Source organism: Cryobacterium sp. Sr3, assembly GCF_004402835.1.
Taxonomy (GTDB): Bacteria; Actinomycetota; Actinomycetes; order Actinomycetales; family Microbacteriaceae; genus Cryobacterium; species Cryobacterium sandaracinum.
Genome location: NZ_SOFA01000022.1, coordinates 61196 through 82926 on the forward strand (window position 1 = coordinate 61196; position 21731 = coordinate 82926).

At 67.6% G+C, this 21731-nt stretch carries 16 protein-coding genes and 2 tRNA genes; 8 read left to right on the forward strand and 10 right to left on the reverse strand.

Annotated features, from left to right (window positions below):
- Positions 1-21: 21 nt before the first annotated feature.
- From E3N94_RS05155 to E3N94_RS05185, 7 genes are all read right to left on the reverse strand, one after another.
- Positions 22-1434: a GH1 family beta-glucosidase gene (locus E3N94_RS05155; protein WP_134400988.1), complete on the reverse strand. Its 1413-nt coding sequence runs from the start codon at positions 1432-1434 to the stop codon at positions 22-24.
- Positions 1435-1475: 41 nt separating this feature from the next.
- Positions 1476-2318 (reverse strand): carbohydrate ABC transporter permease, encoded by an 843-nt coding sequence (locus tag E3N94_RS05160; RefSeq protein WP_104099905.1) that lies wholly within the window; start codon positions 2316-2318, stop codon positions 1476-1478.
- Complete coding sequence (locus E3N94_RS05165; protein WP_134569919.1) at positions 2315-3301, reverse strand: sugar ABC transporter permease; 987 nt, start codon at positions 3299-3301, stop codon at positions 2315-2317. Before E3N94_RS05165 ends, E3N94_RS05160 begins: the two co-directional genes overlap by 4 nt.
- Positions 3302-3414: 113 nt before the next feature.
- Entirely contained in the window at positions 3415-4692 is a 1278-nt protein-coding gene (locus E3N94_RS05170) for an ABC transporter substrate-binding protein (RefSeq protein WP_134569920.1), read from the reverse strand.
- Between the two features lie 140 nt (positions 4693-4832).
- A complete protein-coding gene (locus E3N94_RS05175) occupies positions 4833-8348 on the reverse strand; it encodes a hypothetical protein (RefSeq protein ID WP_134569921.1) in 3516 nt (1171 codons plus the stop codon).
- A 205-nt stretch (positions 8349-8553) separates the two neighbouring features.
- Positions 8554-9234 carry an NAD(P)H-binding protein gene (locus tag E3N94_RS05180; protein ID WP_104099902.1) on the reverse strand — a complete coding sequence of 227 codons (681 nt, stop codon included), beginning with the start codon at positions 9232-9234 and terminating at the stop codon, positions 8554-8556.
- A gap of 165 nt (positions 9235-9399) precedes the next feature.
- The gene (locus E3N94_RS05185; protein ID WP_233191231.1) at positions 9400-11178 is read right to left on the reverse strand and encodes an MDR family MFS transporter; all 1779 of its coding nucleotides are present in this window, start codon (positions 11176-11178) and stop codon (positions 9400-9402) included.
- Positions 11179-11327: 149 nt separating this feature from the next.
- Between E3N94_RS05185 and E3N94_RS05190 the strand changes: the two genes are divergently transcribed.
- Together E3N94_RS05190 and E3N94_RS05195 are read left to right on the forward strand one after the other, a co-directional pair.
- Positions 11328-12128, forward strand: a complete 801-nt coding sequence (locus E3N94_RS05190) for a M15 family metallopeptidase (RefSeq protein WP_233191229.1) — start codon at positions 11328-11330, stop codon at positions 12126-12128.
- A gap of 154 nt (positions 12129-12282) precedes the next feature.
- Complete coding sequence (locus E3N94_RS05195; protein ID WP_134400990.1) at positions 12283-12993, forward strand: amidase domain-containing protein; 711 nt, start codon at positions 12283-12285, stop codon at positions 12991-12993.
- Between the two features lie 83 nt (positions 12994-13076).
- Here the strand turns inward: E3N94_RS05195 and pgm are convergent, their stop codons facing one another.
- Entirely contained in the window at positions 13077-14693 is a 1617-nt protein-coding gene (gene pgm / locus E3N94_RS05200) for a phosphoglucomutase (alpha-D-glucose-1,6-bisphosphate-dependent) (protein ID WP_104099899.1), read from the reverse strand.
- A 36-nt stretch (positions 14694-14729) separates the two neighbouring features.
- Between pgm and pheA the strand changes: the two genes are divergently transcribed.
- Positions 14730-15671 (forward strand): prephenate dehydratase, encoded by a 942-nt coding sequence (pheA, locus tag E3N94_RS05205; protein ID WP_104099898.1) that lies wholly within the window; start codon positions 14730-14732, stop codon positions 15669-15671.
- Positions 15672-15731: 60 nt separating this feature from the next.
- On the opposite strand, the gene E3N94_RS05210 is transcribed toward pheA, so the two are convergent.
- Positions 15732-16727 carry a diacylglycerol kinase family protein gene (locus tag E3N94_RS05210; protein ID WP_104099897.1) on the reverse strand — a complete coding sequence of 332 codons (996 nt, stop codon included), beginning with the start codon at positions 16725-16727 and terminating at the stop codon, positions 15732-15734.
- A gap of 48 nt (positions 16728-16775) precedes the next feature.
- Between E3N94_RS05210 and serS the strand changes: the two genes are divergently transcribed.
- The 5 genes from serS to E3N94_RS05235 all read left to right on the forward strand — a co-directional run bounded on the left by serS (position 16776) and on the right by E3N94_RS05235 (position 20525).
- Positions 16776-18044, forward strand: a complete 1269-nt coding sequence (gene serS, locus E3N94_RS05215) for a serine--tRNA ligase (RefSeq protein WP_134400991.1) — start codon at positions 16776-16778, stop codon at positions 18042-18044.
- A complete protein-coding gene (locus E3N94_RS05220; RefSeq protein WP_104099895.1) occupies positions 18041-18853 on the forward strand; it encodes an HAD family hydrolase in 813 nt (270 codons plus the stop codon). The genes serS and E3N94_RS05220 overlap by 4 nt, the downstream gene beginning before the upstream one ends.
- Before the next feature lie 121 nt (positions 18854-18974).
- Positions 18975-19059 (forward strand) — tRNA-Ser (locus E3N94_RS05225).
- Positions 19060-19100: 41 nt separating this feature from the next.
- Positions 19101-20345, forward strand: a complete 1245-nt coding sequence (locus E3N94_RS05230) for an LCP family protein (RefSeq protein WP_104099894.1) — start codon at positions 19101-19103, stop codon at positions 20343-20345.
- Between the two features lie 89 nt (positions 20346-20434).
- Positions 20435-20525: transfer RNA gene (locus E3N94_RS05235), tRNA-Ser, on the forward strand.
- Between the two features lie 138 nt (positions 20526-20663).
- Here the strand turns inward: E3N94_RS05235 and E3N94_RS05240 are convergent.
- The coding region (locus E3N94_RS05240; protein WP_134569922.1) for an HNH endonuclease signature motif containing protein at positions 20664-21731 on the reverse strand (1068 nt) is incomplete at its 5' end.

The window sequence follows — 21731 nt, forward strand, 5'->3', positions numbered from 1 at the left end:
CGCATCCCTCGCGGTTCCGGTTCAGGAGAGGGCGCGGTTGCGGATGATCTCGGCGTAAGAACGTCCGCTGTCCTTGACGGTGCGCTCCTGGGTCTCGTAATCGACCCGCACGATGCCGAAGCGCTTCTCGTAGCCCCAGGCCCACTCGTAGTTGTCCATCAGCGACCAGTAGAAGTAGCCCTTGACGTCGACTCCCTCATCGATCGCGTCAAGGATGGCGCCCAGGTGGTCGGTCAGGAATTCGGTGCGCCGGGCATCCGGAACACTGCCGTCCGCGGCGACGACGTCGTCGAACGCCGCGCCGTTCTCGGTGACGTAGAGGCTCGTGCCGGTCGGGGCGGCGTAGTCGGTGTTCACGCGAACGAGCAGTTCGCGTAGCCCGTCGGGCTGCACCTCCCACTCCATGGCGGTCAGCGGCAGCCCCTGCGGGTGGTCGTAGACGCCGTCGGCCGCCGGGAACGGCGACCGGGTGGGGCGGTCGGTCGGGGCCTGGGCGAGCAACGGATGTTCGGCCGGGCGATCACTGACCAGGTCGCCGTGGTAATAGTTCACGCCGAGGGTGTCGATCGGCTGGTTGATCTGGGCCAGGTCTCCCTCGTGGATGAAATCGGTCAGCCCGTACTCGGCCACGTCCTGGAGCACATCCTCCGGGTAGAAGCCGCGGAAGACCGGGTCGAGGAAGATCCGGTTGAACTGCCCGTCGATGCGGCGCGCGGCATCCACGTCGCCCGCATGCGTCGGATCGACCGGCTTGGCGACGGTGAGGTTGAGCGTGATGCCGAGCTCGAGCTTCGAGTCGCGTTCGCGCAGCGCCTCGACGGCGAGGCCGTGCCCCAGGAGCAGGTGGTGTGCGGCGGCCAGGCCGTCCCGGGGGCTCTGCCGCCCGGGCGCGTGGGCGCCGGCGGTGTAGCTGAGGAAGGAGGAGCACCACGGCTCGTTGAGAGTGGTCCACACGCCCACGCGGTCGCCGAGGGTGTCGTGCACGGTGAGGGCGTAGTCCCGGAAGCGTGCGGCGGTGTCGCGGTTGGTCCAGCCACCCTTCTCCTCGAGGGCCTGCGGCAGGTCCCAGTGGTAGAGGGTCAGCCACGGCTTGATGCCGGCGCCGAGGAGCTCGTCGACCAGGCGGGAGTAGAAGTCCACGCCCTTCGGGTTGACCGGCCCGCCGTCGGGACGCACCCGGGCCCAGGAGGTGGAGAAGCGGTAGGTCTGCAGCCCCAGGTCCTTCATCAGGGCGACGTCGCCCTGATAGCGGTGGTAGTGGTCGCAGGCGACGTCGCCGTTGTCGGCCTTGAGGACAGCACCCGGCACGCGGCTGAACGTGTCCCAGATGGAATCCGTGCGGCCGTCCTCATGGGCGGCGCCCTCGATCTGGTAGGCGGCCGTCGCCGCCCCGAAGAGGAACTCGGGCGGGAAGGAACGAACGTGTGAGGTCATACCCATATTCTCGGTGATTGTTTCGAGTGTTCCGAACGAGGTCATCCCTTGACCGCGCCCTGCATGATTCCGGCCACGAGCTGCTTACCCAGGAAGATGAAGACCAGGATCAGCGGGATGATCGAGAGCACCACGCCGGCCAGCACGAGCGAGTAGTCGACGTAGAAGGCGGCCTGCAGCTGCTGCAGTGCAACCGGGAGGGTCGGGTTGCCGGGGCCGAGCACGATAAACGGCCAGAAGAAGTTGGTCCAGGTGCCGATGAACGTGAACAGGGCGAGCATCGCCGCGGCCGGGCGGGCGGCCGGGAGACCGATGTGCCAGAAGCTGCGGATCATCGACGCTCCGTCCATGCGCACCGCCTCGATCAGCTCGTCGGGCAGTGCGTCGCGCAGGTACTGGGTCATCCAGAACACGCCGAACGCGGTCACCATGGCGGGCGCGATGACGGCCCAGAGGCTGCCGGTCCAGCCGAGCCTTGACATGACGATGAACAGGGGCACGACGCCGAGCTGGGTCGGCACGGCCATGGTCGCGATCACGAAGATGAGCAGACCTTCCCGGCCGCGGAACTTCAGCTTGGCGAAGGCGTAGCCGGCGAGCGTCGAGAACATCACGACGCTGAGCGACACCACGGACGACACGATGATGCTGTTGCCGAGCGCCGTCCAGAACGGGATGCTGTCGATGACCGTGGCCGCGTTGGCGATGAAGTTACCGCCCGGGATCCACATCATCCCGTTCTGGTTCAGCGCGGAGGCATCCTGGCTGCCGATCAGGAACGACCACCAGATCGGGAAGGCCGAGCCGAGGATAACCGCGATCAGGATGCCGTAGACCCAGAGGGACGGCCGACGGTCGTGCCCGCCGATGATGGTCTTGCTCATGAGATGCCTTTCGCGCGGACGCGCAGCTTGCGGTCGCCGGTGCCCGCGATGCGACGGGTGATGAGGAAGTTGATGACAGCGATGAGGATGATGATCAGGAACAGGAGCCAGGCCACGGCGGACGCCCGGCCGAAGTTGCGCTGGTTCCAGCCGAGTTCGTAGATGTACAGGGTGAGCGTCTGCCACTGGCGACTGGCTCCGCCCTGGCCGACGTTGTCGAACATGCGTGCCTCGTCGAAGATCTGCAGCCCGCCGATCGTCGAGGTCAGGATGACGAAGATGATGATCGGTCGCAGCAGCGGCAGGGTGATCGACCCGAAGGTGCGCCAGCGGTTGGCGCCGTCGATGATGGCGGCCTCGTAGTAATCGCGCGGGACGGCCTGCATGGCGGCGAGGAAGATAAGGGCGTTGTAACCGGTCCAGCGGAAGTTCACCATTGTGGCGATGGCGAGGTGGCTGGGGATCACGTCGACGTGCCAGCGCACGGGCTCGAGGCCCAGGCTCATGATCGCGCTGTTGATCAAGCCGAACTTGTCGCCGAAGAGGTCGTTGAAGATGAGTGCGACGGCGACCGGGGCCACGACGTAGGGAAGGAGCACGCCCATGCGCCAGAAGGTCTTTCCGCGCAGGTTGAAGTCGAGCACGGCGGCGATGCCGAGCGCGACGATGATCTGGGGGATGCTCGAGAGCAGGAAGATGCTGAAGGTGTTGCGCAGGGAGTTCCAGAAGTATCCCTGGCTCAGCACCGTGACGAAGTTCTCCAGGCCGACGAAGTCGCCCTGGCCGCCGATGAGGTTCCAGTCGTGCACCGACACCCACGCCGTGTGCAGCAGCGGGAAGAGGCCCATGACGGCGAAGACGAGGAAGAAGGGGGAGATGTAGAGGTAGGGCGAGAAGCGCACATCCCAGCGGCTCAGTGTGTGGCTGAGGGCGATGCGGCGGATGCTGCGGGCATTCACCTCGACAGCGGCAACGGTAGTCATGAAAGTCCTTCGGTGGTTGAGCTTGTCGAGGCCCGGGTGAGCCGGTCGAGACCGGGGTCGGGCCGGCCGGGACCAGGTGGTCTCGACAGGCCCGACCGGTGGGATGGTGCTGGTTAGCCGAGCGACTCGACGTCGGTGACCCACTGAGCCCACGACTCGTCAGCCGTCATGGTGCCGTCTTCGACGCGGGTGAGCGCCTGCTGCATGGCGTCGTTGATCGCGAAGTAGAACTCGCCCTTGTACGGGGTCACGTCGACAGCGGCGGCGCGGTTGGCAAGGATCTCACCGGACGGCGCGTTGTTGAAGAACTCGTTCGTGGCGCCGAGGAGTTCGTCGCTCTCGAGGGCTTCGAGCTGGCTCGGAAACGTGCCCTTGGACGCGAACGCCTTGAGCTGCTGCTCCGGGGCGGTCAGCCAGGAAGCGAGCTTCTGGGCCTCGGCCTGGTTCTTGGATTGCTCGGGAACGGTCAGGTACGAGCCGCCCCAGTTGCCGCCGCCGCCGGGGAACGTGTCGGCGATGTCCCAGCCGGCGACGCCTTCAGCGTTGCCGGAGATCACGCCGAGCATCCAGCCCGGGCAGAGCATCGTGGCGAAGCCGTCGTTCTGGAAGCTGGCGGTCCAGTCGTCGCTCCACTGTCCGAGGTGCGCGGACAGCGTGCTGCTGGCCTCGAGCACGCTCGTGTAGGCCTTCTTCACCTCCGGGTTCCCGGTGGCGATGATGGTGCCGTCTTCTTCTTCATAGGCGTTGGGGATCTGGTTGACGACGCCCTGCCAGGTGGCTCCGGCAGAGTCGAACCACGGCACGTTCGTGCCGGCAGCAGCGAACTTCTCACCGGCTGCGTAGTAGCTCTCCCAGCTGGTGCCGAGGAGTGCGGCGACCTCGGCGCGGTCGGTCGGAAGACCGGCGGCGGCGAACAGGTCGGAGCGGTAGCAGACGGCTTCCGGACCGATGTCGGTGCCGTAGGCGATCAGGCGGCCGTCGGCATCCGTCGCGGCCTCGGTCTTCCAGTCGAGCCAGCGCTCGTCGACGTCGTCAGAGGCGAGGTCGATGAACTGGTCGGAGTATTGGAGCAGTTCCGGCAGCCAGTCGACCTCGATGGCCTCGATGTCGCTCAGGCCGCTGCCTGCGGCGAGACGGGTCGTGAGGTTGTCGCGGGCCTCGTTGGAGGTGGCAGCCTTCTTGTGCGTGATGGTGACGTTCGGGTTGGCCTTCTCGTACTCGGCGAACAGGTCGTCATAGCCGAATTCGTTGAACGTCGCGACGGTCAGTTTGACGTTTTCGTCGGTCGACTGCTCTCCGCCGGCGTTCGCTGAACAACCGGATAGAACCAGTGCGAAGGATGCTGCTCCGGCGACTGTTACTGCAAGTGTGGTGCGCGGGAAACGCTTCACGGTCACTCCCTTGTGTGCGTGCTGATGGGTGGATGCAAGGTCGCTCTCATTGTGCCGTGAGAGCGCTCTCACGTGGTGGTGCTTACGTTAGTGCGCGCATCGATGGTTTGTCAAGAGAGCGCTCTCTCCTGGCTCGGCGGTCAGAGTCCGTCTTGGTCCGGTACGGTCACCGTGAGGGAGCGCACCCGGCCGTCGCGGCGGAAGACGCTCGCGCTCACGTCGGCGTCGAGCGTGCCGCCGGGACCGGGCACCTGGGCGCCGTCGGCGAGGTGTGCGACCATCTCGAGCGGGCCGCCGCGGTGGAACACGACCGGGACCTGACAGAACGTGAACGCGAGCGTGTCCGCGGGCAGCTCGACGCTGTGCTGCTCGCCGAGGACATCCCGGTAGGCGAACGTGCCGGGAGCCGTGGTCCACTCGCCGGCCCGCAGCAGGGTGGGCCGCAAACGGATGCGACCGCCTTCGACCCGCAGGCCGAGCTCGCCCAGGCGGGTGAGCACCTCCTCTTTGACCTGCCCGGTCATCCCCGGCTGCCGGGCGCCCTGGCCGGCGGGCGTGTGCGAGTAAGGATCGGTGGGGAACGCACCGTAGGTGAGCGGATCCTTGCGGTAGCCGATGCCGGCACGCACGTCCTCGTACGCCGCCATCAGCCCCTGGATCGAAGTTTCATCCGCCTGCTCGGCGACGGCCCGGTCGAGTGTCTCCTGCACCGCGAGCAGCAGCTTCGCGACCATGTGCCAGTAGATGCTGCCGAGGCCCTCGTAGGCGAAGAACGAGCCGGAGCGCCCGGTGAATTCCGCATGCCGGAAGACTTCCTCGAAGATGGTGAGCAGTTCGGCCCGGTCCTGTTCCACGGCGCCCTGCAGCGTCGGGTCGGCGCTGAGCCGGTCGAGCGCCTCCGAAACGCCCCTGGCGTTTCGGATGTGGGCGGCGAAGTGCAGGTCGCCCTGAACATCCCGCACAACTATGCTGCGGTCGCCGGCAGCGATGAGGCGCAGGGCGAGAGGGCAGTCGGCGGCCCGTGCCGCACTGAAGGTGTTGCGGGCGAGGAAGGACGAAAGGTCCTTGTCGGGATAGAGGATGTAGCTGTGCTGGTCGGCGCGGTACAGCCGGCTCGTGCGCAGGGCACCGAGCAGGTCCAGCGTCTCTTCCGGGCCGAGCAGGCCGGAGGAAAGGATGGCGACCTGGCCCTCGAGCATCTCCGCGAGCCGACGCACATCGGCCCCATCGTCCCCGAACTCCAGCACGTTGTAGGAGTGCACGAGCCCGTCGTCCCGCCGGTTGGCGTGCAGGCCGGACTCGATGAAGCGCCGAGCCAGATCGAGCAGCTCGGCGACGTCTCCCGCGGCGACCGTCGACCGCTCCCCATCGAACCCCGCGTAGACCCGCTCGCGATAGGAGGTCCCTGCCTCGCCCAGGCCGTCCATCACGGCCCGGCGGCGAGTGGAATCGAACCCGCCGGCCAGGCCGTCCGCATGCTCGAAGAGCACGTCGCGCACCGCGGTGAGCAGTCCGGCGAGCTCGCTCGAGAGCTCGACGTCGACCGTCAGGAGGTCCTGCACGAAGACGAGGTAGCGGCGCAGATAGGCGAGGGTGACCACCGACAGGCCACGGCCGACGAGCGCGTTGTTGGCGTCGTTCCATTCCGGGCGCTGGGTCGTCATCCAGATGCCGCCGTCCGGCACCAGATTGACGAGCTTGGCCAGCAGGAGCAGCAGCACCTTCTCGGCCAGCGTTACCCGCACGAGGTCGCCGTCGGCACCGTGCACGAGCCGACCGTCCGAGCCCTCCTCGGCGACCCGCCGCGTGATCGTGCGCTGCCGCTCGTCGTCGAAGGTGATGGTGTTGTACGGGTCCGTGAGGATGTCCGCATAGGCGGCGATCCGGTACGGCACGTCGGCGTGGGTGAAGGCCGCCCGGTTGATGAGCGCGTCGAGGCGCCCCGGGTGGAATCGGCGGGAGGTCTCGAGCAACTTGAGCAGGTAGATGATCTGGTGGTCGCTCCAGTAACCGATGTTGGCCCAGGGGTCTTCGGGCTCGGGGACCTCCCAGTCGATGCCCTCGCGAGAGATCCGGTACGGGTTGTAGCCGTCGGCGGTCGTGGCGTCAAGGAAGATCGTGACCATCGACTCCACGTATTCGGGGAATGACCAGGCCAGCGCCTCCCAGTTCTGGAAGATGTCCCGCCAGTTGCCTTGGTATTCCAGGCGACGGATGCCACTCTCGTCTTTCAGAACGATCCGGAACTGATTCCACGGCCGGCTCGGATCGCCGTGCCGGCGGCTGAACGTGAGCGGCAGGTATTCCGTGGCGAGGCGCCACAGGTCTACGTCGCCGTACTCCTGGGCGATGGCGATGAGTTCGTCGGAGCGCAGCCGCTCGGGCAGCGCCGCCAGCACGCCGGCGCAGCGCTGGGCGGTCGACTTACTCCGCTGAATGATGAACGCCCGCACGTCGCTCAACTCCACCGTGTAGCCCTCGGCCGGAACGCCGCCGCGCATCGTGTTGAAAAGCACGTTGGCGGTGTGGTGGATGGTCGCGAGCTCGTCGCCGCTGTGCTGGGCGGCGTCGGTGGCCGCGAGGATCGTCTCCAGGTCGGACCGGGTGCCGACGATGTCGGCCGCGAGCTCCTCGGCGAGCCCGGCAGGATCTCGCAGCTTCTCGCGCAGGGCGACGACATCGGCCGCGTCCTGGTTGACGTCGGCGACGATCTGCCAGCGCTGCGTGCTTCCGGGGGCCAGCGTGATCCGCGCGTGCACGAGGTAAGCGCCGCGCTGGCCGCGGACATCCGTCTCGGCGGTGATGCCCCGGCCCCGGGCGAAGGCAGCCACCTGGCTGATCGAGAGCAGGTGCTCGGCGTTGCCCAGCCCTACCTGCCAGGCCACGTTGGCCTGCAGCGACTCGCTGGGCTCGGCGAGGTCGGAGAGCGTCGCGTTCAGCGTCAGCAGCCCGAGGCCCGTCGAAGAGTCGAGTTCGGCCCGCTTGTAGGCGTCCAGCAGCACGCTCAGCTCGTTCTGCGTCTTCTTGAGGGCTCCGGCGGGAAGGATGTTCACCAGGCCGTCGAGGAGGTCGACGTCGAGCGTTTCGCCGAGCTGCTCGCCGGTGAGCTTCTGGTCGGTGAGCGAGGTCAGGGCGCAGCTGCGCACGACGCCGAAGCGGGCACTCGTCTGCCAGGTCACGCGCAGGCGCAGGCCGAGATCCGGGCGGGTCTCCTCGAAGACCAGGGTCGTGCCGAGGGCGTCCTTGTACAGCGTGCGCTGCACGGCCTGATCGCCGGGACGCACCTCCGCGAACGGCTGCCAGTGAATCCCGGTCCCGTCGGGGCGTCGAACGAGCAGCACGCTGAGCCCACCGGTTCGGCCGCCGCTCTCGGTGACCTTGTCGTCGGTGTAATACGGGAACAGGGCCCGATCGGCGTCGACCCGTCCTGCCGTCAGGCCGCCCGTGCTCGAGATGAAGAGCCAGACGTTGCTCGCGCCGACAAGGGTCATGAAGAACGGCGGCATCTGGTCGTAGGCCTCGATCCGGTAGAACCGGCGCCCGTCCAGATCGACCGGTCCGCCCCGGACGGTGCCCTCCGCAGGGTCAGTGCCATCTGCGGGGTCGAACGGGATCTCGCCCCGGTCGGTGGGCTGAATGATGGTCTCGAGGGGCATGCTATTCTCCATTGGATTCACTCCGGCGGATGTTCCGGCCGGCGAGTGCTCCACCATCTCACTGATGAGAGCGCTCTCACAGACTGCCAGACATCTACCGCGCATTCAAGCGCCGGCCCCCCGCGGTGTTGTGCGGAGGGCCGGCGCTGGGTCGGCTGAAGGTGCACCGGGTCGACCGGCGGGGGCCCGCCTGGCGGCCGAAGCCTTAGGCGAACGCGGCTACGGCAACAGCGACGGGTTCGTCGCCGGAGACCAGGTGCAGCACCCGGCGCTCGGCGGCGCCGGTCTCGATGAGTGCGGCCAGCACGGCCGCGACGTCCGCGCGGGGCACAGTCGCGCGATCTTCCGGCAGGCCGGGGCCGGCCGGGTTCAGGCGCACCAGTCCGGTTCCTGCGTCGTCGACGAGGCCGCCGGGGCGAACGATCGTCCAAGCCAGGGGCCGAGCGATCAGGTCTTCCTCGGCCGCCAGTTTGGCCTGCAGGTAGCCCAGGAAGTCCGCCGGTACATCCGCCGGGGTCTGACCGTCCCGCACCTTCTCGGTGCCGGTCGACGAGATCTGGATGAAGCGCACCACGCCGGCGGACTCAGCCGCGTCGGCCAGTCGCACGGAGCCGCCGAAGTCGACGGCCTGACGGCGCTCCTCGCTGCCGTCGGCTCCGGCGCCCGCGGCGAACACCGCGACATCGGCACCGGCCAAGAGGTGCGCCGCCTCGGCCGATGAGGTCTTTTCGAGGTCGAACACCACCGGAACGGCTCCGTCAGCGACGAGGTCCGCCCTCTGTTCCTCCGTGCGGATCAGCCCGAGGACCTCGTGGCCGTTCTTCGTGAGCTCCCGCGTGAGCTGCCGGGCGATTTTTCCATGTCCACCTGCAATAACAATGCGCATTACCAATACAACGCCCCGACGGTCCCCACAATTCCCCAACGCCCGGACCGGGCCATCCGTGACTGCGCGCCCTGTGCGCATTCGACGGAGATTTTGCCACAAAGTGACGATTTGAGGCCTAAATGGGGCGGTAGGAGCAAAATCTCCGTCGAATTCGTTCGGGTGCTAGCGGGGCTGGGTGCGGGCCTCGCGCTCGAACTCGTCGACGTCGATCCCCGGCTCGACCAGGGCGCCCATCCTGTCGGCGGCCCGCTGCGCGTCCCGGGTCAGCTCGGCCTGCGCGGTCAGCTCGGCCGCGTTCTCGTCCGCGGCCTCCTGCAGGGCGGAAGTGTTGCGCAGCGGCGGCGCCGTGAGGAAGAAGCTCAGTACGAATGCGACCAGCACGACGGCCAGGCTCACCCAGAAGACGGTGACGGATGCGTCGTTGAAGCCGACGAGGAACGGCTCTGCGAGCCGCGGGTCGGCCGTGTTGAGGAACGAGGTGTCGCCGTCGAGGGCGCCGCCCACGCTGCCCGGGTTGGCCAACAGGGCCAGGATGCCGGTGTTCGCCGGGTCGGCCTGCACGGCCGGGTCCGTTGCAGCGTCCCTGACCCCGGAGACGATGGTCGGGTTGTCGAAGGCCGCGCCGATCGTGTCGGGGATGCGGGTGAACAGCACCGAAAAGAGCACGGCGGTGCCGAGCGTGCCGCCGATCTGGCGGAAAAACGTCGCGGCGGATGTGGCCACGCCGATATCCCGAGGGCCGACCGAATTCTGGCTGGCGATGGTGAGCGTCTGCATCAGCTGGCCGAGGCCGAGGCCGATCAGGAGCATCCCGGCCATCATGAATCCGACCGGCTTGTCGGCGGTGGCGAATGTGAAGAGCAGGAAGCCTGCCGACATGAAGGCAGTGCCGATGGTGGGGAAAACCTTGTAGCGGCCGGTACGGGCGATCAGCTGGCCGCTCACAATGGAGGAGATCATCAGGCCCGCGATCATCGGCAGCATCAGGAAGCCGCTCTCCGTCGGGGTGGCCCCGTTCACGAGCTGCAGGTAGAGCGGCACCGTCATCATGGCGCCGAACATGCCGAAGCCGACGAAGACGCCCAGGATGGTCGCCATCCTGAACGTGGACGAACGGAACAGTTTCAGCGGGATGAGCGCGTCGTCGCCCATCAGCCGCTCGGCGAGGATGAAGGCCGCGATGCTGAAGAGTCCGATCACGTAGCAGGCGATCGAGGGGATCGAACCCCAGCCCCAGGTGCGGCCCTGCTCGGCCACGAGCAGCAGCGGCGCGGCTGCAAGGATCACGGTCACCGCTCCCCACCAGTCGATGCGAACGGGCCGGGCGAAGTGGGGAACGTGTAGAAACTTCAGCACGATTGCGAGGGCGATGATGCCGATCGGGAGGTTGATCAGGAAGACCCACCGCCAGCCCGTGATTCCGAGGATCGTGTCCGAGCCCGACAGGACGCCGCCGATGAGCGGGCCGATCACGCTGGAGACCCCGAAGACGGCCAGGAAGTACCCCTGGTATTTCGCCCGCTCCCGGGGTGCCAGCATGTCGCCCATGATCGTCAGGGGGAGAGCCATCAGGCCGCCGGCGCCGAGCCCCTGGATGGCCCGGAAGATCGCGAGCTCGTACATCGAGTTCGCCAGGCCGGCCAGGAGCGAGCCGATGAGGAAGATTGTGATCGCGATCAGGAACAGCGGGCGGCGCCCGAAAATGTCGCTGAGTTTGCCGTAGATCGGCGTGCTGATGCACGACACGATCAGGTAGGCGGTCGTCACCCAGGCCTGCAGCGCCATGCCGTCGAGGTCGTCGGCGATGGTGCGCATCGATGTTCCGACAATGGTCTGATCGAGGGCGGAGAGGAACATTCCGGCCATCAGTCCGAAGATGACGAAGAGAATCTGCCGGTGGGACATCAGCGGCGGGGCGGCGAGAGCGGGAGAAGTTTGCATTGTGCGCAAAGTTACACGATGGGCAAACAATCTTCAAGCGCCTGCGGGCCGTCGGAGGCTGGGGGAACCCGCTCCGGTCTATGCTCAGCATCGTGTGGGCAGATCGGGCAGTGGGGGTCGCGCATCCGTTACGGCGGAGGCGTATCGTCGTGCTGTCCATCGCCATCTCTGTACTCGCCGCCGGTGCGGTGGCGGCCGGAGCCCTGACCGGGGAAACCGCGCCGCCCGTCGTCGGTTCCGCCGTCGCTCCGACGCTGATTGCCCGTGTCGAACCGAGCGCCACCCCCACCCCGCCTCGTTCCGCCCCGACAGGTTCCCCGGAGCCGGCCGTGATGCCTACCTTTGACCGTTCCGCGCGCTCACTCGACGACCCGGCCAGCCTCTGGGTCGTCGTTGACAAGACCCGCCCGCTGAACCCCACCGACTACGCTCCGACCGACCTCGTCGACGTCCCGGTGGCTCACGTCTGGAGCCCGCAACTTCGCCGGGAGGCGTCGGACGCAACCGTGGCCCTGTTCTCCGCGTTCGAGGCGGAGACCGGGCTGAAGCTGCAGTCCCACAGCGCCTACCGGAGCTTCGCGGCCCAGGTGATGGTCTACGACGCGGATGTCGCCGCGAACGGACAGGCGTTCGCCGACACCAGCACGGCCCGGCCGGGAAACAGCGAGCACCAGACCGGTCTGGCCATCGACATCAGCGCACTGCCCCGGATCTGTTCGCTGGATGCCTGCTTCGGCGACACCCCACAGGGGCAGTGGCTTGCCGGGAATGCCTGGCGTTTCGGGTTCCTGCTGCGCTACCCGGCCGACAAGGTGGCCATCACCGGCTACGGCTACGAGCCCTGGCACTTCCGCTACATCGGAACGGAACTGGCCACGGAGATGCACGCCACCGGAACCGCCACCCTCGAGGAATTCTTCGGGCTCCCGGCGGCTCCCGGCTACCACTGATCTCGTTCCCCAATCCCGTTTCCTGATCGGCGCAGGGCCGGTGTGTCGTCCACCCGGGCATTTCCCGGATAAGTGTGATTATCTGGGAACCGTCCCCCGAACAGGGCGTGTCTGCCACACACCCCGGTGGCACCCCGAACGAAGAGAGAAATCTGTGGTTCTGACCCGACGCTTCCGCATCGTCGCTGCCGTGCTCGTTCTGGGCGGCCTCGTGGCCGGAACGGCCGCCGTGGCCGGGGTGACTGGGGATAAACCCGTCGTCTCGGCGACTCCGACCCCGGCTGCTGACTCCACGCAAACGGCGCCGAAGGCCGATGCGGCCGCGTCTGACGCGACGGCCACAGATCGGGTCGCCCCCGCGGAGGCCGCAGAGCCGGTTCCCATCGACGCCCAGGTGCAGGCGCAGGTGAGTTACATGCTCGCCCACTGGACCGACTACAACACGGATGGCTACGGCGTCATCACCGACAACGACTGCGTCAATTTCACCAGCCAATCCCTGATTGAGCGGGGCTGGACCATGGACGACCAGTGGTACGCAGAGGGAATCGGCTCCGACTTCGACACCTCGTCACCGTGGATCAGCTCAACCGCTTTCCGGGACTACGTCGCGCAGTCCGGCCGCGCCACCGCCCTGACGGATGACCAGCGCGACCAGGTCAAGCTCGGCGACGTCGCCCAGTTCGACTGGGACAACTCCGGGGACCGCGACCACACCGGGGTCGTCACCCGGATCGAGGGGTCGGGCGACGACATCCAGATCTACTATGCCGGCCACACCGACGACACCGACTTCCGGTCGGTTGACTACGCGATCACCGAGAAGCACCCGGGCGCCACGGCGTACTACTGGAGCATTCCCTAGGTACCGAAGCACTCCCTACCGCTGATCTCCGGTCCCGACAGGCTCGACCGCCGCGGTGGTCAAGCCGGTCCGGATCAGACGCGTCAGGCGATGGCGCCGTCGACGATGGCCTTGGCCTCGATCTGCACCTGCTTCAGGTGTTCCGGGCCAGTGAAGGACTCGGCGTAGATCTTGTAAACGTCCTCGGTGCCACTCGGCCGGGCCGCGAACCAGGCGTTCTCGGTGACGACCTTGACGCCGCCGATTGCCGCACCGTTGCCGGGAGCGTGACTCAGCTTGGCGATGATCTTCTCGCCGGCGAGTTCGGTGGCAGTGATGGCGGCTCCGTCGAGCTTGGACAGCTGCGCCTTCTGGGCGGGCGTCGCGGCCGCGTCCACGCGAGCGTAGGCCGGGTCGCCGAAGTGCTCGGCCAGCTCGGCGTAGCGTTGGCTGGGCGTCTTGCCGGTCACGGCGAGAATCTCCGAGGCGAGCAGGGCCAGCAGGATGCCGTCTTTATCGGTGGTCCAGACGGTTCCGTCGAAGCGCACGAAGCTGGCGCCGGCGCTCTCCTCGCCGCCGAAGGCGACCGAGCCGTCGATCAGGCCCGGAACGAACCACTTGAATCCGACCGGCACCTCCCAGAGGTCGCGGCCGAGGAAACCCGCGACGCGGTCGATCATGGTGGAGGAGACGAGCGTCTTGCCGATCGCGGCATCCGCCCGCCAGCCTTCGCGGTGGCTGTACAGGTAGTCGATGGCCACGGCCAGGAAGTGGTTCGGGTTCATCAGCCCGCCGTCGGGGGTGACGATACCGTGCCGGTCGGCGTCGGCGTCGTTGCCGGTGACGATGTCGAACTCGTCCTTGTGGGCGGCGACGGATGCCATCACGGACGGGCTCGACGGATCCATCCGGATCTTGCCGTCCCAGTCCAGGGTCATGAAGCGCCAGGTGGGGTCGACGTGGGGGTTGATCACGGTCAGGTTGAGCTCGTAGCGGTCGCGAATCGCACCCCAGTAGCCCACGCTCGCGCCGCCGAGCGGGTCGGCTCCGATACGAATGCCGCTGGCCTTGATGGCGGCCATGTCGATGATGTTCTCAAGGTCATTCACGTACCCACCGCGGAAGTCGTAGGTCTCGACCGCGCTGGGCTCGCTCTTTTTGACATCATTGAGCCCGGCGGCGATGAGTTCGTTGGCCCGGGCGGCGATCCACGAGGTGGCGTCGCTGTCGGCCGGTCCGCCGTGCGGTGGGTTGTATTTGAAGCCGCCGTCGGAGGGCGGGTTGTGGCTCGGGGTGACCACGATCCCATCGGCCTCGTCGCTGTTCCCGGCCCGGTTGTAGGCCAGGATCGCGTGCGAGAGGGCCGGAGTAGGCACATAGTCGTCGAACTCGTCGACCAGCACGCGCACGCCGTTCGCGACGAGCACTTCGAGGGCGGTCGTATAGGCTGGCGCGCTCAGGGCGTGCGGGTCGGTGCCGATGAAGAGCGGCCCGGTGATGCCCTGCATGGCGCGGAATTCAACGATCGCCTGCGTGGTCGCGATGATGTGGTCTTCATTGAAGGCCGTGTTGAGGGAGCTCCCTCGGTGACCGGAGGTGCCGAAGGCCACTCGCTGGCCTGGCACCGTGACATCCGGTTTCAGGTCGTAGTACGCCTTCACCAGCGCTTCGACATCGACAAGGTCAGATTCCAGGGCCGCTGTGCCCGCGCGTTCGTTCATGGTGTCCAGTCTTGCACTGCAACTAGGCTGATCTGCATGTCCGAGTCGCGCAATGTCAGCTACAGCTTCCTTGGGCCGACGGGCACCTTCACCGAGGCAGCCCTCACCCAGGTCGTCGAAGCCCAGGGCAAGCCGTGGCGGGCCGTGAACAATGTCGGCGAGGCGTTCGACGACGTCGTGTCCGGCCGCAGTGTGGCCGCGATGATCGCGATCGAGAACTCCGTCGACGGTGGCGTGTCCGCCACGCAGGATGCCCTCGCGAGCGTGCCCGACCTGCGCATCATCGGCGAGTACCTGGTTCCGGTGAACTTCGTCCTGGTGGCTCGCCCGGGCACCGCGCTGGCCGATGTGAAGATCGTCAACGCGCATCCGGTCGCCTATGCGCAGTGCCGCCGCTGGCTGGAATCCAATCTGCCGCACCACGGCCACCTTCCGGCGTCGAGCAACGTGGCCGCCGCCGCGTCGCTGGTCGAATCAGGGCAGGCGGATGCTGCCATCGCCCCGCCCGGCATCGAGAAGCACCACGATGTGGTCGTGCTCGCCCGCAGTATCGGCGACAACGCCAACGCGGTCACCCGCTTCGTGCTCGTCAGCCGAACCACCACCGTGCCGCCCCGCACTGGCGCCGACAAGACCAGCCTGATCGTGGAGCTGCCCGAAGACCGCTCAGGCGCCCTGCTCGAGATGCTCGAGCAGTTCGCCACCCGGGGCGTCAACCTCAGCCTGATCCAGTCGCGCCCCATCGGCGACGCCCTGGGGCGCTACCGGTTCGTGATCGATGCCGACGGTCATATCCACGACGAACGCGTGGCCGACGCGCTGCTCGGCCTGCGCCGGTTCAGCCCCCAGGTGATCTTCCTCGGCTCGTACCCGCGGGCCGACAAGCAGCCGATCGAGTTCACCTCGCGCTACAACGACAACGTTTTCATCGGTGCGCGCGCCTGGCTGCGCGGCCTGCTCGGCGAACCCGCGGTCTGACGGTCCCACCAGCCCTGCCCAGCCCAGCCCAGCCCAGCCCAGTCCAGCCCGGCCCGGCCCTCAGGCCGCGACGGGAACCCGCAGGACGAGGGCGGCAGGGTCGGTGCGCAGGGACACCGAGCGCACCGGGCCGAGCGCGTCGCCGTCCACCTCGAACTCCTGCGCCTCGACCAGCACGATCCGGATATCGGCGGCGTGCAGCGTCGTCAGCACCCGTGCAGTGGTCGATTCGGTTCGCTCGATGATGCGACGCCCGGCCGCCGAGCGGCGCAGAACGCCGTTCTCCCACGTCACCCGGCGCCAGATTGTGAGCCAGCCGAGCACACCCTTGGGCTGCAGCATGGCGATGTCGAGGATGCCGTCGTCGAGGCGGGCATCCGGCAGAATCTGGATATTTCCCGGCAGCAGGCCGCAATTGCCGATCAGGATGGTGCTCACGTGCGCCGGCCGGTGCGGGCGCCCGTTCAGGCTGTACCGGATCTGGAACGGCTTGACCCGGGGGAGCACGCGCGCCACGGCGTCGACGTAGGCCAGCCAGCCCACCGCCCGCTTCAGTTCGGGCCGCGTGCTCACGACCATCTGGGCGTCGATGCCGATGCCCGCCATCACGAGGAAGACGTGGTCGGCCAGGGCGCCGTCGTCGGTGCGCACGGATGCCACACCCACGTCGATCGGCTTGTTTCCGCCCGTGAAGGCAACCATGGTGGCCTCGTCAAGGTTCGACAGCGGCAGGCCCAGGTTGCGGGCCAGCAGATTGCCGGTGCCGAGGGGCACGATGGCCAGGGGCACACCGGAGCCACGGAGCACGTCGGCGATCGCGCGAATCGTGCCGTCGCCGCCCGCCACGAGCACCAGGGACGCACCCTTCGCCAGGGCGAGCCGGGCGGCTTGCCTGCCGGCGTCGTCCGCGGCGGTCGGGAGCCAGAGCGAGCCGGCCCAGTCCGACGCGGTCTCCGCGCGGGCCACGCTCGCCCGCAGGCGGTCCAGGTCGACTTTGGTGGGGTTGTAGACGATTGCCGCCCGCCGAACAACTGTCGGTTGATCGGGAGTATCCACGCGGTAAGGCTAGCAAGGTGCTGGACCATGCGCTTGTAGACTGATTCGGTGATTGATCCTGTGCTGCTGCGAGAGAATCCTGACCTCATCAAGCGTTCGCAGAAAGCGCGCGGTGCGTCGGTCGAGGCGGTCGACGACGCGCTCGCCGCCGACGCGGAGCGTCGCGCCACTATCCGGGCGTTCGAGGCGCTGCGTGCCGCCCAGAACCAGTTCGGCAAGCAAGTGGCCTCCGCGCCTCCCGCGGAGAAGAAGGCCCTCGTCGCCCAGGCACAGAGCCTCGCTGCCGACGTCAAGTCCGCCGCGGCCGCCTCGAGCGAGGCCGAGGCGCTGTTCACCGCGGTCGTGCGCACCCTCGCGAACCCCGTCATCGACGGCGTACCGGCCGGCGGTGAAGAGAACTTCGTCACCCTCCGCACCCATGGCGCCGTGCCCGCCTTCGACTTCGAGCCGCGCGACCACCTCGAGCTGGGCGAACTGCTCGGTGCCATCGACATGGCCCGAGGGGCCAAAGTGTCCGGCGCCCGGTTCTACTTCCTGCGCGGCATCGGCGCCCGCCTCGAGATCGCGCTGATGAACATGGCGCTCGACCGGGCGCTGGCGGCCGGCTTCATCCCCCTGATCACGCCCACCCTGGTGCGGCCCGAGATCATGGACGGCACCGGGTTCCTCGGCGAGCACGCCGACGAGGTCTACTTCCTCCCCGCCGACGACCTCTACCTCACCGGCACCAGCGAGGTCGCGCTCGCCGGCTACCACTCGGACGAGATCCTGGACCTGTCCGGCGGACCGCTCCGCTACGCCGGCTGGTCCACCTGCTATCGGCGCGAGGCCGGTTCGGGCGGCAAGGACACCCGCGGCATCATCCGGGTGCACCAGTTCAACAAGCTGGAGATGTTCACCTACGTGCTGCCGGAGAATGCCGAGGCCGAGCACGACCGCCTCGTCGCCCTGCAGGAGGACATGCTCCAGGCGCTCGGCCTCAGCTACCGCGTCATCGACGTGGCCGCCGGCGACCTCGGCTCCAGCGCCGCCCGCAAGTTCGACATCGAGGCGTGGGTCCCCACCCAGAACGCCTACCGCGAACTGACCAGCACGAGCAACTGCACGACCTACCAGGCGCGCCGGCTCGATATCCGTTACCGCACCGAGTCGGGCAAGACCACGCCGGTCGCAACCCTCAACGGCACCCTGGCGACGACCCGCTGGATTGTGGCCCTGCTCGAAACGCACCAACAGGCGGATGGCTCGGTACTCATGCCCGAGGCGCTGCGCCCCTGGCTGGGCGGCCTCGACGTCATTCGGCCGGTGGGCGCATGACGACGCCGACGGATGCCCCCTGGCTGGTGGCCCTCGACATCGACGGCACCACCATGCACGAGAACGGCACGATCAGCGACGGCGTCCTCGACCAGGTGCGGCGGCTCGCCGCGGCCGGTCATGAGGTCATGCTCGCCACCGGGCGCTCGTCCGCCACCACGCTCCCCGTGCTCGAGCGCCTGGACATCACCCCGCGCTTCGTGGTCTGCTCGAACGGTGCGATCACCCTGCACCGCGACCCGGCTTCCCCCACCGGGTACCGGCGCGAATGGGTCGAGACCTTCGATCCGACCGATGTGTTGATGCAGATCCGCTCGCACCTGGTCGGTGCCAGGTACGCCGTCGAAGACGAGCGCGGCTTCTACCGCTACACGGAGCCGTTCCCGGATGCCACGATCGGGCTGGATAGCGAGCACGTCGAGTTCGACGATCTGCTGCGCCAGGACGCCACCCGGGTGGTCGTCATCTCGCCTGACCACGACATGGAGGATTTTCTTCAGATCGTCGACCGGATGGGGCTGAACCGGGTGAGCTACGCGATCGGCTGGACTGCCTGGCTCGATATCGCCCCCGACGGCGTGAACAAGGCCACCGCCATGGAGCGGGTGCGCGCCGAGTTCGGGATTCCGCGGAGCCGCGTGATGGCCGTCGGCGACGGGCGCAACGACATCGAGATGCTGCAGTGGGCGTCGGTCCAGGGTCGGGGAGTAGCCATGGGGCAGGCTCCGCACGAGGTGCTCGCGGCGGCCGGCGAGATCACCGGCGCCGTTCACGAAGATGGGCTCGCGCTCGTTCTGAGCAGCCTGTAGGCGGTGCCCAGCCCGCTGCCAGCATCCTCTGGCACTGTGGTGAGCCTGCAAGCGGCTAGAATCGGTCGGTATTCGTTAGTCCGCGACCGCGTGTTATACCAGCACCGCGGGCAGCGAACCGGGAGGGCTGTCCGAGCGGCCGATGGAGCCAGTCTTGAAAACTGGTGGGCAGAGATGTCTCGTGGGTTCGAATCCCACGCCCTCCGCACCTCGATTCTGCACGACCTGCACAAACGAAGGGACCTGAGTGAGCGACGAATTACGCCCCCGCTCGACACGATCGAAGAAGCTCAGTACCATCGCCCGCCATGGCCGGCTGCGCCGCTCCAACCCGTTCGTGACCGTGGCCAAGGTGCTCGCCGCGTCACTGGCCGTGCTGCTCGTGAGTGGTGCATCCGTCGCCGCGATCGCGACCTACGATGTCGCGTCGAGTGTGCAGGAGAGCGTGCCCCTGGCCAACGAGACCGAGGGTCCCGCCCCCAAGATCGATGCGATCCCGGGCGGCGTGAACCTGCTGGTGGTCGGCAGTGACAGCCGAAAGGGTCAGGATGCCTCGTTCGGGCCGGAGGATTCCACCGGCGACCTCAACGATGTCACCATGCTGCTGCACATCTCCGAAGACCACACCAACGCCTCCGTGATCAGCTTCCCCCGGGACATGTACGTTCCCATCCCCGAGTGCCCGGACCCTGCCGGCGGCACCTTCGACGCGATGAGCAGCCAGAAAATCAACACCACGCTCACCTACGGTGGCCTGGCTTGCACCGTGCTCACGGTCGAGAAGCTCACCGGTTTGAGCATCCCCTATGCGGCAGAGGTGCAGTTCGACGGCGTCATGGCCATGTCGACGGCCGTCGGCGGCGTGCCGGTCTGTGTCGCCGAAGACATCGAAGACGAGTACACGAACACCTACCTTCCGGCCGGAATGCACACGCTCGAGGGTCTGGAGGCGCTGCAGTTCCTGCGCACCCGCCATGGCGTCGGCGACGGCAGCGACCTGACGCGGATCAGCAACCAGCAGGTGTTCCTGTCCTCCCTCGTACGAACCGTGAAGAGTGCGTCCACACTCTCCGATCCCGTCAAGGTGTACTCGCTGGCCAAGGCCGTCACGGCCAACATGAACCTGTCCACGAGTCTCAACGACGTCTCCACCCTGGCGTCGATCGCCGTGGCCCTGAAGGACATCGACCTCAGCAAGGTGGTCTTCGTGCAGGCCCCGACCGGCAATGTTGACGGCGGCGTGGAACCGATCCAGCCGGACTTCGACGACCTGTTCACCGCCGTCGAAGATGACGACTCGCTCCAATTGGCCGGAGACCCGGCTGCGGAGGACCCGGCTGCGATCCCGGATCCCGATGCCACGACCGATCCGGCCGCACCGGTCCCGGATCCGGCCGCGACGCCCCCGACCGCAGTGCTTTCCGATTCAGTCCAGGGCCAGACCGCCGGAGACGTCACCTGCTCTGCAGGCCGGTCGCTCGAGGACCAGTAGCCTCCGGGCGGCGCCCGCAGTCCTCGGTTCGTGCGGATGCCGTCAGTACCGTTATGCTTGCCTACGTGGGTTTGCGCTGCAGACACCAAGGAGACGTCGCATAGTACGGCTTAGTGCACCACCCTGCTAAGGTGGAGTACCCTTCACGGGGTACCGTGGGTTCAAATCCCACCGTCTCCGCGCTTCTCGTTCCTCCGCATCCCGGTTTTTCTCACTGGGTGCGGGGGTTTTTCTGTCCCGGAACGCACCTGTGACTTGATTCCGGAGGCTCTAACCAACGTCCGTGTCTGAGCCATTTGGTGACCCGATCCCGAAAAATCACGCCAACGTTGGTTGAGCCTGTCGAGCCCCCAACCGGTCCCCTCCCGCAGGTCGCCAGGTGCGGGTGGGGTCGTAGCAGTAGGGTGCCCGGACTTGGGGTTTGCCGCGGATCATGCGGATGTTCCAGCCGGAGGTGTCGATGCTGTGGTGGTGGTACCAGCACAACAGGACCCCGTTGTCGATCTTGGTTTTTCCGCCGCGGTGCCAGGGGGTGACGTGGTGTACTTCGCACCAGGCGGCGGGCACGGTGCAGCCGGGGATGGTGCAGCCGCCGTCGCGGGCGGCGATGGCGCGGCGTTGGGCCCGGTTGAAGAAACGATTCTCGGTGCTGAGGCTGAGGACCTCGTTGTGCGGCCCGAACCGGATCTCCTGAAATCCGCCGGCGCAGAGCGCCTGCTTCACACTTGTCAGAGAGATCGGCGCTTCGACGCCGTCGATCCAACCCACCCCATGGTCGGCGGTAAGGTCGGCATGGTTGACGTGGATCATGACGGTGGGGGCGGCGCCGCCCATGGTCGGGGTCCCCGGGTCACGGGTGGCGGCTTCGAACACACCACGGAGGATGTCGGCGCGTTTCTGACCACCGTTACGGTCGTCGCTGAGGGCCGCGGCCTCCGCCCCCGGGATCAGCTGCCCGGCCGCCATGCGCGCCTGTTCCTCGGCCGTGGGGAATGCCGGCGCCGCGTGAGCGGAGAGGTACGTGTCGAAGATGGCGTTCATGATGCCGCGGAGCTCCGGCGTGACTCCGCCGCGGAGCGGGTAGAGGCCGTCGCGGAAGAGCCCGAACCCGACAGTGCTGCGGGCCTCGGCGACGGGCTCGTTGGGGGCGGTGCCGTCGGGATCGAGGCGGGCCTGCCACTGGCTGGCCATGCCCCGCACCAGGTCCGCAGGGAACGCGAACCCCTCCCCGGGCAGGCCGCGGGTGTCGTCGGTGACGGCGCCGGTGGCACTGGCCACCAGGGCACGTTCGGCGGTGCCGAGCTCGTCGGGCGCGACCCGGGCCGCGACCTGGTCGAGGGCGGTGACGATGTTCTCGGCCGCGTCCACGCCGAGGTCCCCGGCGGT

Excerpts from the sequence above, each read along its gene's own strand:
- E3N94_RS05180 (WP_104099902.1), bottom strand. The coding sequence starts at position 9,234 with ATGCGCATTGTTATTGCAGGTGGACATGGAAAAATCGCCCGGCAGCTC.
- E3N94_RS05155 (WP_134400988.1), bottom strand. The coding sequence starts at position 1,434 with ATGACCTCACACGTTCGTTCCTTCCCGCCCGAGTTCCTCTTCGGGGCG.
- E3N94_RS05220 (WP_104099895.1), top strand. The coding sequence starts at position 18,041 with ATGACGACGCCGACGGATGCCCCCTGGCTGGTGGCCCTCGACATCGAC.
- E3N94_RS05160 (WP_104099905.1), bottom strand. The coding sequence starts at position 2,318 with ATGAGCAAGACCATCATCGGCGGGCACGACCGTCGGCCGTCCCTCTGG.
- pgm (WP_104099899.1), bottom strand. The coding sequence starts at position 14,693 with ATGAACGAACGCGCGGGCACAGCGGCCCTGGAATCTGACCTTGTCGAT.
- pheA (WP_104099898.1), top strand. The coding sequence starts at position 14,730 with ATGTCCGAGTCGCGCAATGTCAGCTACAGCTTCCTTGGGCCGACGGGC.
- E3N94_RS05185 (WP_233191231.1), bottom strand. The coding sequence starts at position 11,178 with ATGCAAACTTCTCCCGCTCTCGCCGCCCCGCCGCTGATGTCCCACCGG.
- E3N94_RS05165 (WP_134569919.1), bottom strand. The coding sequence starts at position 3,301 with ATGACTACCGTTGCCGCTGTCGAGGTGAATGCCCGCAGCATCCGCCGC.
- E3N94_RS05175 (WP_134569921.1), bottom strand. The coding sequence starts at position 8,348 with ATGCCCCTCGAGACCATCATTCAGCCCACCGACCGGGGCGAGATCCCG.